The following is a 12,564-nucleotide window of genomic DNA, read 5'->3' as shown; positions in this document are numbered from 1 at the left end:
CAATAACAGGAATCCCTGCATGACTCCCAATCCGAGCTACGTCCGCGGTTTCCTGCTCGACGACCTCGACATCCGCGGCGCGGTGGTGCGTCTCGACGACGTCTGGAAAGCGCTGCAGGAAGGGCGCGACTACCCCGCCGAAGTGGCGCGCCTGCTCGGGGAAATGAGCGCCGTGTCCGCGCTGATCACCGCGAACCTGAAGCAGGCCGGCCGGCTGACGTTCCAGATCCGGGGCGAGCGGGCGCTCAAGCTGCTGGTCGTCGACTGCACCGAGACGCTGAACCTGCGCGCGTTCGCCGCAACCGACGGCGACGTCCCCGCGGACGGCGGCCTGAAGGATCTGATCGGCGACGGCATCCTGCAGCTCACGCTCGACATCCCCGCGCTCGACCAGCCTTACCGCAGCCTCGTGCCGCTCGAAGGCGACAGCATCGCGGCGACGTTCGAACACTACCTGGTGCAGTCCGAGCAGCAGCCCGCCGGCATCTGGCTCGCATGCAATGAGGATGCGGCCGCCGCCTTGTTCCTGCAGAAGCTGCCCGGCGCCGACGCGCGCGACGAGGACGGCTGGACGCGCGCCCACCTGCTGGCCCAGACCGTGCAGCCCGGCGAACTGCTGACGCTCGCGCCGGAAACCCTGCTCGGGCGGCTGTTCGCCGAAGAAAACGTCCGCCTGTTCGACGCCCGCCCTGTGACGCACGACTGGCCCGCCGACCGCGACAAGGTCATCGGCATGCTACGCAGCCTCGGCGAAGCGGAAGTCAGGCGGATCATCGAGGAGCATGGCGAGCTGGTCGTGCGCGACGACCTGTCGAACCACGACTACCGCTTCGAGCCCGCCGAGATCGATGCCCTTTTCGCCTCGCATCCCGAACTGGGCACACCGCCGTCGACACTGCACTGACGAGGCGTTCCGCGGGCAGCCAGCGCCTTTGGGCCGCCGGCGCCAAGGCTTTCCACGGGGCGCCGCCGGCATATCCCGCCAGCCTTGCCCGAATCCCTGCCGCTAAGTAGACTCCAGCCTTTCAGCGACCCCTCTCGCCCATGCCCGCGTCCTCCCCTGCCATCCGCCCGATCGAGTTCCGCAACGCCAGCCTCGGCGCGACCATCGCGGTGCTGCGCGAGGCCGAACCGGCCCGCCTCGCGGATGCGCTGCACATGATGCTCGGCGGGATGCCGGATTTCTTCAGCGGCGATGCGGCCGTGCTCGATTTTGCCGATCTCGCCGAACTGCCTGCGCGCATCGACTGGACCGGGCTGATGAGCCTGCTGCGCCGCTACCAGCTGCAGCCGGTCGGCGTGCGCAACCTTCCGCCCGATCTCGCCGCGGCGGCGCGCCAGGCCGGGCTGGCGATCCTCGACGGCGCCGAGCTGCGCGACCGTCAGAACGGCGCCGCCGCTGCCCCGCGCCCCACCCCGGCACCGGCTCCGCAGACGGCTCCCCCGCCTCCGCCCCCCGCCCCGGAACCCCGGGCAGCCACGCTGTTCGTCGACCGTCCGCTGCGCTCGGGCCAGCAGGTTTATGCGCGCGGCGGCGACCTGGTGCTGTTCGCCGGGATGAGCAACGGCGCTGAAGTCATCGCCGACGGCAGCATCCACTGCTACGGCCCGCTGCGCGGACGCGCGATCGCCGGTGCGCAGGGCGACGCTTCGGCACGCATCGTATCGACCAACTTCGGCCCGGAGATCGTCTCGATCGCCGGCATTTTCCGCACTTTCGAACAAGGCATTCCGGAAGCGGTCGCCGGGCGCGCCGCGCTTGTCCGGCTGATCGCGAGCGAATCCGACTACAAGCTTGGCATCGAACCGCTGCAGCTCGATTGAGCGCGGCTCCATCTTAAGAAAAGGGTATACCGTGACTCGAGTCGTCGTCGTGACATCAGGCAAAGGTGGCGTGGGCAAGACCACCACCAGCGCGGCATTTTCTTCCGGACTCGCCCTGCGCGGCTTCAAGACCGCGGTGATCGACTTCGACGTCGGCCTGCGCAACCTCGACCTGATCATGGGCTGCGAGCGCCGCGTCGTGTATGACCTCATCAACGTCATCAACGGCGAAGCGAAGCTCAACCAGGCGCTGATCAAGGACAAGCACTGCGACAACCTGTTCGTGCTGCCGGCCTCGCAGACGCGCGACAAGGACGCGCTGACCGAGGAAGGCGTCGAGAAGGTGCTGAAGGAGCTCGAGCACATGGGCTTCGACTACGTGGTCTGCGATTCGCCCGCCGGGATCGAGCGGGGCGCCGTGCTGGCCTTGACCTTCGCCGACGAGGCGATCATCACCACCAACCCGGAAGTCTCGTCGGTGCGCGACTCGGACCGCATCCTCGGCATCCTGCAGTCGAAGTCGCGCCGCGCCGCCGAAAGCGACGAGCCGATCAAGGAACACCTGCTCGTCACGCGCTATTCGCCCAAGCGCGTCGAAGAGGGTGAAATGCTGTCGTACAAGGACGTCCAGGAGCTGCTGCGGGTGCCGCTGATCGGCGTCATCCCGGAATCGGAATCGGTGCTGCAGGCCTCCAACCAGGGCCTGCCGGCGATCCACCTGAAAGGCACCGACGTCGCCGAGGCCTATTCCGACGTCGTCTCCCGCTTCCTCGGCGACCCGCGCGAGCTGCGCTTTGTCAATTACGAAAAGCCGGGGCTGATCAAGCGCCTCTTCGGAGGCAGGTGAGATGTCCTTCCTTGTGCGCCTCTTCGGCGAGAAGAAGAAGACCGCGGAGATCGCGAAGAACCGCCTGTCGCTGCTGATCGCCCACGAGCGCAGCGACGGCGTGCCGAAAGCGGATTTCCTGCCGGCGCTGCAGCGGGAGCTGATCGAGGTGATCTCGAAGTACGTCTCGGTCAATTCGGACGACATCAAGGTGCACCTCGACAAGCAGGACAACTACGAAGTCCTGGAAGTCAACATCGTCCTTCCCGAGCAAAATCAGGGTCAGGGTCAGGGTCAGGGACAGGGACAGGGACAGGGACAGGGCCGCTGATTCCCGTCGCGGAGCGGCGGCGAAAGGTCAGGCGGCGAGCAGCGAATCCACCGGCACGCCGACGCGCACGTTCCCCCAGTGCCGCCCGCCGACCATGATCGGCATCGCGATGTCGCACAGGATGTCGCCGGTATCGCGCAGGATGGTCTGCAGCAGCACGGCTTCGGTGTTCCGCGCGGAACGCAGCTCGGCCGGCCGGTCGAACTTCCGGCACGTCCGGTTGCCGCCGAGGTCGATGTCCGGATTGCCGGTCAGCGGGCGCGAGTACTGCAGGTTGTGGGCGGCCACGTAGCCGTCGGTGTTCACCGCCACCGCCGCGCCGCAGCCCGGAATCGCAGCAAGGCAATCTTCGAGCAGCTGCTGGCAGCGGCGGCCGTACTCGTCGCCCCATGACACCTTGAACTTCTGCGGGCGGGTGTTCGCCACCGGCTGATAGCGGCGGTCGAAGATATCGATGCCCGCACGCGCCATTTCGTCGAGTTGCGCCTGGATGCGGTCGCGGAAGATCCGCGCCTGGTCCATCGCGTGGTCGAACGCCCCCTGGCCGATGCGGAACCGCGACACGAGCTCCTGCACCGCTTCGGTGGCCCGCGAAAGCTCGACCGTGCACTGTTCGGATTCCGCCATGTTCGCCGCGACCGTGCCCGACACGTCGTGGATCGTCGTGACGTTTTCATGCACCTGCCCGTTCGTCGCCGACAGCTCCTCCATCGCCGTGGCGATCTGCAGCAGCTGTTCGCCGGTGGTCTCGAATTCGCCGACCATGAACTCGAAATGCTCGGCGGACTTCCCGACGACCTCGCGCGCCTGCAGCACGTCGGCGTTGATGACGACGTTTTCCGCGCGGGTGGTCATGACGCGGCCGATCATCCCGTCGATGTTGTCGGTGATCTCCTCGGCAGCCCGGTTCACCCGTTCGGCGAGCTTTCTCACCTCGTCGGCGACGACTGCGAAGCCGCGCCCGGCCTCCCCGGCACGCGCGGCCTCGATCGCCGCGTTCAGCGCGAGGAGGTTCGTCTGGTCGGCGATCGCGCGGATCAGCGAAGCGATCTGCTTGACGCTCTCGGAGCGCTCCGACAGGTCGTCGACGGTGTGGTTGAAGTGCAGCACCTTCTCGCTGACCGTGTTGATCTTCCCCGCGATGTCCTGCATCTCGTGCAGCGAAGCGCGCGCGATCTCGAGGTTCTTCGTCGTCGACGCCGAAATGTTCTGTGCGCTCGCCGATACGCTCTCGATCGCCGCGGTCGACTCGGTGCTCGCAGCGAACACCACTTCGGTCATCGTTCCCTGTTTCTTCGCGTCCTGCGCCGAACTCTCGACGTGGGCCCTGACCCTGACGGCGTCGCGCGCGATGCTCACGCTGCGGGTGCGGACTTCGCTGATGATGTGACGCATCTTCGCCGCAAAGCGGTTGTAGCTCATCGCGAGCTCGCGCAGTTCGTCGTGCGTCACCAGCGGCAGGTTGCGCGAGAAGTCGCCTTCGCCCTGCGCGATCTCGTTGAGGATCCGCGTGATGACCCGCACCGGCCGCACGATGAGGTGGCGCATGTACAGGATCTGGCCGATGTTGACGCACAGCGCGATCACCGTCAGCGCGATCATCAGGTACAGCCCGCCGTCGAGCGACGCCATGATCTTCTGCGCGGCCGCCTGCGCCACCTCGCCCGTCGCCAGCAACCCGCGGATCTGGTTCTGCTGATGGAGATAGACGGCGAGGTAGAACAGGTCGATGAAGAAAAGCAGGAGAAAACTGCACAGCTTCTTCGTCAGCGAGTTCCAGAACGTCTTTTCAACCCATTCGTATAATTGCGAAAACATGGGAGTTCCCGTTTGCATGGCCCGATTGCCCTTACGGCATCATGCCCCGCGACTTGAGCCCCGGCTGCACGTTGCAGCAAATATTTCGCCGTGCGCCCGCCGGCCCGCGCCCATGCGGCACGCTCGACACGCTTCGCGGCCGGCGCCAATTTGCCCGCGCTCCGTCCACGTGCCACAATCACCGCTTTTATGCCCCTTGTCGATTCATGAGCGACCAGAACAACAATTCCGCCGCCTCGCAGGACGAGAATCACATCATTTCCGAGCGGCGCGAAAAGCTGGCCGCGTGGCGTGCCGGCGGCCGAGCCTTCCCGAACGATTTCTCGCGCGAGAACATCGCCGGCAAACTCGATGAAATCTACGGAGAAAAGGAGTCGCACGAGCTCGACGCGACGCCGGTCGAAGTGAAAGTGGCCGGGCGCATCATGCTCAAGCGCGTGATGGGTAAGGCGAGCTTCATCACGATCCAGGATCTCTCCGGCCAGATCCAGCTGTACGTCACGCGCGACGCGGTCGGCGAGGACGTCTACGCCGACTTCAAGCACTGGGACATCGGCGATATCGTCGGCGCCGTCGGCACGCTGTTCAAGACGCGCACCGGCGAGCTGTCGGTGAAGTGCACCGAGATCCGCCTGCTGACGAAGAGCCTGCGCCCGCTCCCCGACAAGTTCCACGGCCTGACCGACGTCGAGCAGAAATACCGCCAGCGCCACGTCGACCTGATCATGAACGAGCAGACGCGCTTCACGTTCGTCGCGCGCAGCCGCATGGTGCAGTCGATCCGCAACTACATGGTCAGCCACGGCTTTCTCGAAGTCGAGACGCCGATGATGCACCCGATCCCGGGCGGCGCCGCGGCGAAGCCGTTCACGACGCACCACAACGCGCTCGACATGGAACTCTTCCTGCGCATCGCGCCGGAGCTGTACCTCAAGCGCCTCGTCGTCGGCGGCTTCGAGAAAGTCTTCGAGGTGAACCGCAACTTCCGCAACGAAGGCCTCTCCCCGCGCCACAATCCCGAATTCACGATGATGGAGTTCTACGAGGCCTACGCGAACTACAAGAGCCTGATGAACTTCACCGAAGGCCTGCTGCGCCAAGCCGCGCGCGAGGCGCTCGGCACCGAAGTGTTCGTCTACCAGGGACGCGAGCTCGACCTGTCGAAGCCGTTCGCGCGGCTGACGATCGTCGAGGCGATCCACCAGTACCACCCGGGCTTCTCGATCGCGCAGCTCAACGACGAAGCCTGGCTGCGCGCCAAGCTGACCGACCTCAAGGCCAAGCTGCGCGACGGCGCGGGCCTCGGCACGCTGCAGCTGATGCTGTTCGAGGAGACCACCGAAGCCGAGCTGTGGGAACCGACGTTCATCATCGACTACCCCGCCGAGGTGTCGCCGCTCGCGCGCCGCAACGACGCGAACCCGGAAATCACCGAACGTTTCGAGCTCTTCATCGTCGGCCGCGAGATCGCCAACGGCTTCTCCGAACTGAACGACCCGGAAGACCAGGCGGCGCGCTTCCTCGATCAGGTCAAGGCGAAGGAGGCCGGCGACGAGGAGGCGATGTTCTACGACGCCGACTACATCCGCGCGCTCGAATACGGCCTGCCCCCGACCGGCGGCTGCGGCATCGGCATCGACCGCCTGGTGATGCTCTTGACCGACAGCCCGAGCATCCGCGACGTGATCCTGTTCCCGCAGATGCGGGCGGAGTAGTTTCCCGACAGTTCGGACTCGCTCCGGCCCCGGCAGACGCCGGCCGTCCGCAGGCGTCTGCCGGGCGGCGTTACCAGCGTTGGCCGGAGGCGATCAGCGCATCGGCCGCGGCTGCATCCAGCGGCTTGCCGAAATAGTAGCCCTGCCCGTACTCGACCTGCAGGGCCCGCAGCTGCTCCAGCTGGCGGGCCGTTTCGACGCCTTCTGCGACGAGGTCCATGCCCAATGTGTGCGCGAGCGTCACGATGGTCTGGATGATGTCGGCGTTCTTCTGGTCGACGTCCATCCGGCGCACGAAGGACGCGTCGATCTTCAGCGTATTGACCGGGAAACGATGCAGGTAGGAGAGCGACGAATAGCCGGTGCCGAAATCGTCCATCAGCAGCTTGATCCCCATTGCACGCAATTGCTCCAGCACCGCGGCGGCGGCGGCGGCGTGTTCCATGATGACCGTTTCAGTGACTTCGAGCTTGAGGCTGTGCGTGTCGAGACCGGTCTCGGCGAGCACCGCCTCGATCTGCCGCATCAGGTCAGGCTCGGCGAATTGGCGCCCGGCGAGGTTCACGCTCATCTGCATCGGCGGGTGCTCAGGGTATTTCCGCTGCCAGTCGCGCATCTGGCGACACGCCTCGGCAAGGATCCTGCGGCCGATGGAGACGATGAGACCGGTCTCCTCGGTCAAGGGGATGAATTCGCTCGGCGGTACCAGGCTGCCGTCGGGTCGCCGCATGCGCACCAGCGCCTCGAAACCCGACAGCACGCCCGTCCGCAATGAAACCACGGGCTGGTAGAAGACCTGGAATTCCTCGCCGGTGATCACCGCCTGGCGCAGGTTTGTCTCCATTTCGAGCAGCGCGACGACGCGCGCGCGCATGTCGGCGGCGAAGATCTCGTGGCACGCGCCGCCGCGCGCCACCGCGCGGTGGCAGGCGGTTTCCGCGTCGCGCAGGAGATCGGCCGGATCGACATAGGTCGGCCGGCCAAAGGCGACGCCGATGCTGCCGGGGGTAAACGCCGCCTGCCCCTCCAGGTTGAAGCCGGTGGCCAGCGCGCCTTGCAGCGTGACGACGAACTGCGCCACTTCGGCCGCATCCCGCACGTCGTCGAGAAGAATGGCGAACTGCTCGTCGCCGAGATGGGCGATGGTGTCACCCGCGCGCAGGCAGGCCCCCAGCCGCTGCGCCACGCCGATCAGGAGTTGATCGCCGGCGCTGGCGCCAAGGCTGTCGGTGATGAGCCTGAAGCGATCCAGGATGATGAAAAGAAGAGCGAAACCGCGTCCGGATTCGACGCTGCCCCGCTTCAACGCGTCGTCGATCCGGCTCAACAGCAGCGCCCGGTTCGGCAGCCCGGTCAGGCTGTCGCGCAGCAATTCCTCCTCGATCACCGAGGCCACCACGACGCGCGACGAGGCGGTGCCGATCACGCCGCTCAGTTGCGCCTCGACATGGCGCACCAGTTCGGCATCGACCTCCTGCGGCCAGTCGAGCCCGCGGCTCCGGGCATAAGCGGAAAAGATCTCTTCGGCCCGGGCAGCACCGAGAAAGCGTGTCAGCAAGGCGTAGAGATCCGGCAGCGAACCGCTCGCCCGCCAAGCGCGTTCGGCGCCGCGATCATGCTTGAAGACATCGACGAAGAGGACTGCCTGCGTCTGCTCGACGGCGCTCTGGTCGCTCGCCAGCGACACCGTCAGATAGGCCCCGACGTTGGCAATCATGCTCCACAGCATCGCATGGGTAATCTCGTCCAGCCCCTCCAGGCCGAACAGCGCGAGGGGCCGCAGGAGCGAAACGGCGAATGGCCCCTGCGCGAGGATGTCCATCGGCAGCCAACCGGAGCGGATCAATGCCGGAAGCATGAGCGTGTAGGCCCACACGAAAAAACCGGCGGCGAGCCCGGCCAGCGCCCCGGCACGGGTGCCGCTCTTCCAGTAGATGCCGCCGAGCAGCGCCGGGGCGAACTGGGCGACGGCGGCGAAGGAGATGAGGCCGATCGAAACCAGCGCGTAGGCTTCGCCTGCCACCCGATAATAGGCATAGCCGAGCAGCAGACCAATGAGGATGGTGGCACGGCGAATCGCCAGCAGCAGGCCGGAAAGGTCGGCGCGCTCGGACAGGCGCAGCGGCTTGATGCGCAACAGGACGGGCATCACGAGATCGTTGCAGACCATGGTCGAGAGGGCGATGGTCTCGACGATGACCATGCCGGTGGCGGCGGAAAAGCCACCGAGAAAAACCAGCAGGGCCAGAGCCTCCTGCCGACCGGACATCGGCAACGTGAGGACGAAGGTATCCGGATCGACGGCGCCACCGAAATGCAGCACGCCGCCGAAAGCGATCGGCAGGACGAAGAGGTTGAACAACAGGAGGTACAGCGGAAAGAGCCAGATCGCCTTGTTCAGATGCACCTCGTCGACGTTTTCCACCACCGCGACCTGGAACTGCCGCGGCAGGAACATGATTGCCAGCATGCTGAGGAAGGCCAGCGAAAAGAGCGAGGCCCAACTGCGATAGACGTCGATTGAGCCGCCGCCGACGGTGAACACCTCGGCGAGCCGCGGCACCTGCGTCGCCCGCGCGAAGATGTCGCCGATGCCATCGAACATGCCCCAGGTGACGAAAGCACCCACCGCCAGGAAGGCCAGCAGCTTGACCAGCGACTCGAAGGCGATCGCCGCCACCATGCCCTCGTGGCGCTCCGCCGCATCCAGCTTGCGGGTGCCGAAGACGATCGTGAAGGCGGCAAGGATCAGGGCCAAATAGAACGCCGTGTCGGCCCAGATGCTGGCCGGCGCATCCGCCGTCAGCAGCAGTACCTCCGGGTAGCCGCGCAGGACGTTGAAGCTCGTCGAGATCGCCTTCAGCTGCAGGGAAATGTATGGCGTGACGCCGACCACCGCGATGACCGTCACCAGGCCTGCCAGCACCGTGCTCTTGCCATAGCGCGAGGAAATGAAATCCGCCAGCGAAGTGAGGCGGTTGTCCTTGGCGATGCGGATGATCTTGCGCAGCACCGTCCACCACAGGGCAACCATCACCGTCGGACCGAGATAGACGGGCAGGAAGCCGATGCCGCTGGCGGTGGCACGACCGACGCTGCCGTAGAAGGTCCAAGCTGTAGCATAGACGCCGAGTGACAGCGCATAGACGTACGGGTTGGCGATCAGGCTGCGCCCGGCATCGGCCGCCTTGTCGCCCCGATAGGCGATGAAGAAGAGCAACCCCAGATAGGCCGCCGCGACGAGAACGATCACCCAGGCGGGCAAGATTCAGCCCTCGATTCCGGCCGGGCGGCGCATCGTCTCACTTCCTCTCGATCACCACGGCCAGCAGTGCGATCAGTAGCGACCAGACGGCGAACACGTAGACATACAATACCGGTACGCCGAACACGAGGTCGGAATGATTGAACAACGCCATGAACGGATAGTTGAAAACGAGGCACCCCAACAGGAATGCCGCAGCCAGGCGCTGAGCTTTGACGTTGGGTTTGTTCATGCCGCCTCCTCGGCCGCCGAAAGGCTGGGAATTCGAGCACCCGGTGTCGTGACTCCGGCCGCCGATCAAGCGGGCGCCCTTTACGCGCCGCCAGAATCGTCACTCCCTGTGTAGGACTCGGCGCTGTCGAAGTCCAGGCCCGATCGAGAAACCCCAGTTCGATACAGGGCAAAATTGGCACCGCAATTCAAATCGTCTTCTTGTTAGCCGTTTCCCGTCATGACCATCGAACCCGCCCACTTGAGCTTCACCGACGACGGCACGCCCTGCTCCACGGCCTTCGGCGACGTTTATCACGCGCGCGGCGGCGGGCTCGAACAGGCACGCTTCGTCTTCATCGCCGGCAATGGCCTGCCCGAGCGCTGGCAGGGGCGCGAGTGCTTCACGATCCTCGAAACCGGTTTCGGTTTCGGGCTGAACTTTCTTGCGACCTGGGGGGCGTGGCGAGCCGATCGGCAGCGCTGCGAGCGCCTGCATTTCGTCTCAGTCGAACACCATCCCTTCACGCGGGAAGACCTCGCGACCTTGCACGCGCGCTGGCCCGAGCTCGCTCCGCTGGCCGCCGAGCTGGCGGACAACTGGCCGACGCTGACATCCGGCGTGCACCGCCTGCATCTGGATGGCGGCCGCGTCGTGCTGACGCTGCTGCTCGGCGATGCACGCGAACTGCTGCCCCAGCTCGAATGCAGCGCCGACGCGTTCTTTCTCGACGGCTTCTCGCCAGCCTGCAACCCGGAACTCTGGTCCGCCGCGCTGCTCGGGGAACTCGGCCGACTGGCGGCACCCGATGCGACGCTCGCGACCTGGTCGGTGTGCGGCGACGTGCGCCGGGGACTCGCCGCGGCCGGCTTCGACTGCGAAAAAGCGCCCGGCTTCGGCGGCAAGCGCAAGATGTGCCGGGCGCGCCATCGCGGCGTCGGCACACGGCCCGCGCCAGCGGCCGCGGCCGCAGCCGCGGGGCATGCGCTGGTGATCGGTGCCGGGCTCGCCGGCAGCAGCACCGCGGAGCGACTCGCGGCGCGCGGCTGGCGCGTCGACGTCATCGACGCGGCGGGCGGCCCCGGCGAGGGTGCGTCCGGCAACCTGACCGGCGTGCTGCGCCCGCTGCCGAGCCTCGACGACAACCGGCTGGCGCGCATCACGCGGGCCGGCGCACTGTATGGCCTGCATCACCTGCGCCAGCTGACCAAAGCCGGACTGCCGGTGCGCTGGGACGCGTGCGGGGTGCTGCATCTCGCGCGCGACCCGGTCCACGAAGGCAAGCAGCGCCGCGTCATCGAAGCCCATCGTCCGCCGCCCGACTACCTGCGTTTCGTCGAACGCGACGAAGCCTCCGCGCTCGCCGGCTGGCCGCTGCCGGTTGGTGGGTGGTGGTTTCCGCAGGGAGCGTGGGTTTGTCCACCGAGCCTTTGCGCGGCGAACCTGATGACCCGTCCCGACCTCATCCGCTGTCACTTCGGACGCGCGATGCAGCGGCTCGAAGCGAGCGTCGATGGCTGGACCGCGTTCGACGCCGACGGCAAGGCGATCGCCAGCGCCCCGGTCGCCGTGCTCGCGAACGGCGTCGGCATCCGCGCCGTGCCGCAGGCGGCGGCGCTCCCGGTGCGCAGCGCGCGCGGCCAGGTGACGCATCTCGCCGCCGCGGCCGGCAGCTCGCCGAACGTCGTGGTATGCCGGCTCGGCTACGTCAGCCCGGCGCTCGACGGCGTGCGCAGCGCCGGGGCGACGTTCTCGATCGATGACGACGAGCCGGCGCTGCGCGACGCGGACCAGCGCGAAAATCTCGCGAAGCTCGAATTCATCCTTCCCGGCTACGCCGCGGCGGTCGACACCGCGGGTCTCGCGGGGCGCGTCGGTTTCCGCCCTGCGTCCCCCGACCGCCTGCCGATGGTGGGTGAAGTTCCCGCCGTCCTGCGCGCCGACCGTGCCACGCCGCTGGCGCAGATTCCCCGCCACCCCGGGCTGTATGCGGTCGCCGGCTTCGGCGCGCGCGGCCTGGTGTGGGCGAGTCTTGCCGCCGAGCTGCTCGCCAGCCGCATCGCAGGCGAACCGCTGCCGCTCGAGCGCGAGCTCGTCGACGCCCTCGACCCCGCCCGTTACCTGCTGCGACCGGTACGCGGCATAACCCCGGAGGGATAATTTGCATCTATCATGAGTACACATGTTGCCGCCACAGCTACACGCTTTACGGTATTTGCGCCCCCTCCCCCCATGCGTAAGATCGGGCCGACTTGAAACTACTCGAAAAAACAGCAGGCCGATTTCCCGAGCTGCCGGCACAGGCGGCGTGACGCCCCGGAATCATGATGTCCAGATGAAGGTACGCGCGATGGAATTATCGAGCCGCATGATGACCGACCTGCGGGTCGGACCGATCCGGGTGGAGGAGACAACCGGATTCCGGATGCCCGCGCTGCGGGCTTCCCTGAAATCAGCGTTTATTTCGTTTGCCCGTACCGGAAGCATGAAGCGCGAACGCGCCCGTGCAGCCGAGTGCGGCGGGAGTGCAGGATGACTGGTGGAAAACGAGCCGGCTCTCCTGTAACCGACGCA

Annotated in this window: 10 protein-coding genes; 7 read left to right on the top strand and 3 right to left on the bottom strand. The window is 66.5% G+C overall.

Annotated elements, in window-relative coordinates:
- Positions 1-19: 19 nt before the first annotated feature.
- The 4 genes from hslO (at position 20) to minE (ending at position 2,981) form a co-directional block, all read left to right on the top strand.
- Positions 20-904 carry an Hsp33 family molecular chaperone HslO gene (gene hslO / locus pbN1_RS17210; protein WP_169203627.1) on the top strand — a complete coding sequence of 295 codons (885 nt, stop codon included), beginning with the start codon at positions 20-22 and terminating at the stop codon, positions 902-904.
- Positions 905-1,044: 140 nt separating this feature from the next.
- Complete coding sequence (gene minC / locus pbN1_RS17205; protein WP_210147555.1) at positions 1,045-1,824, top strand: septum site-determining protein MinC; 780 nt, start codon at positions 1,045-1,047, stop codon at positions 1,822-1,824.
- 31 nt (positions 1,825-1,855) lie between these two features.
- On the top strand, positions 1,856-2,671 hold the full coding sequence (gene minD / locus pbN1_RS17200) for a septum site-determining protein MinD (protein ID WP_169203669.1): 816 nt from the start codon (positions 1,856-1,858) through the stop codon (positions 2,669-2,671).
- Between the two features lies 1 nt (position 2,672).
- Positions 2,673-2,981 carry a cell division topological specificity factor MinE gene (minE, locus tag pbN1_RS17195; RefSeq protein WP_169203668.1) on the top strand — a complete coding sequence of 103 codons (309 nt, stop codon included), beginning with the start codon at positions 2,673-2,675 and terminating at the stop codon, positions 2,979-2,981.
- Positions 2,982-3,008: 27 nt separating this feature from the next.
- Here the strand turns inward: minE and pbN1_RS17190 are convergent, their stop codons facing one another.
- Positions 3,009-4,799 (bottom strand): methyl-accepting chemotaxis protein, encoded by a 1,791-nt coding sequence (locus pbN1_RS17190; RefSeq protein WP_169203667.1) that lies wholly within the window; start codon positions 4,797-4,799, stop codon positions 3,009-3,011.
- A 206-nt stretch (positions 4,800-5,005) separates the two neighbouring features.
- On the opposite strand from pbN1_RS17190, the gene lysS reads away from it, so the two are divergent.
- Positions 5,006-6,514, top strand: coding sequence for a lysine--tRNA ligase (gene lysS, locus pbN1_RS17185; RefSeq protein WP_169203666.1), 1,509 nt, complete (start codon positions 5,006-5,008; stop codon positions 6,512-6,514).
- Between the two features lie 70 nt (positions 6,515-6,584).
- On the opposite strand, the gene pbN1_RS17180 is transcribed toward lysS, so the two are convergent.
- Positions 6,585-9,782 (bottom strand): EAL domain-containing protein, encoded by a 3,198-nt coding sequence (locus tag pbN1_RS17180; protein ID WP_169203672.1) that lies wholly within the window; start codon positions 9,780-9,782, stop codon positions 6,585-6,587.
- A 34-nt stretch (positions 9,783-9,816) separates the two neighbouring features.
- Complete coding sequence (locus tag pbN1_RS17175) at positions 9,817-10,011, bottom strand: hypothetical protein (protein WP_169203665.1); 195 nt, start codon at positions 10,009-10,011, stop codon at positions 9,817-9,819.
- A 219-nt stretch (positions 10,012-10,230) separates the two neighbouring features.
- On the opposite strand from pbN1_RS17175, the gene mnmC reads away from it, so the two are divergent.
- Entirely contained in the window at positions 10,231-12,150 is a 1,920-nt protein-coding gene (gene mnmC, locus pbN1_RS17170; RefSeq protein ID WP_169203664.1) for a bifunctional tRNA (5-methylaminomethyl-2-thiouridine)(34)-methyltransferase MnmC2/FAD-dependent 5-carboxymethylaminomethyl-2-thiouridine(34) oxidoreductase MnmC1, read from the top strand.
- Positions 12,151-12,325: 175 nt separating this feature from the next.
- On the top strand, positions 12,326-12,526 hold the full coding sequence (locus pbN1_RS17165) for a hypothetical protein (RefSeq protein ID WP_169118664.1): 201 nt from the start codon (positions 12,326-12,328) through the stop codon (positions 12,524-12,526).
- The last annotated feature ends 38 nt before the right edge of the window (positions 12,527-12,564 follow it).

This window comes from Aromatoleum bremense (assembly GCF_017894365.1).
Taxonomy (GTDB): Bacteria; Pseudomonadota; Gammaproteobacteria; order Burkholderiales; family Rhodocyclaceae; genus Aromatoleum; species Aromatoleum bremense.
Note: the sequence above shows the minus strand (reverse complement) of the source record. Positions and strands in the feature narration are given on the sequence as shown.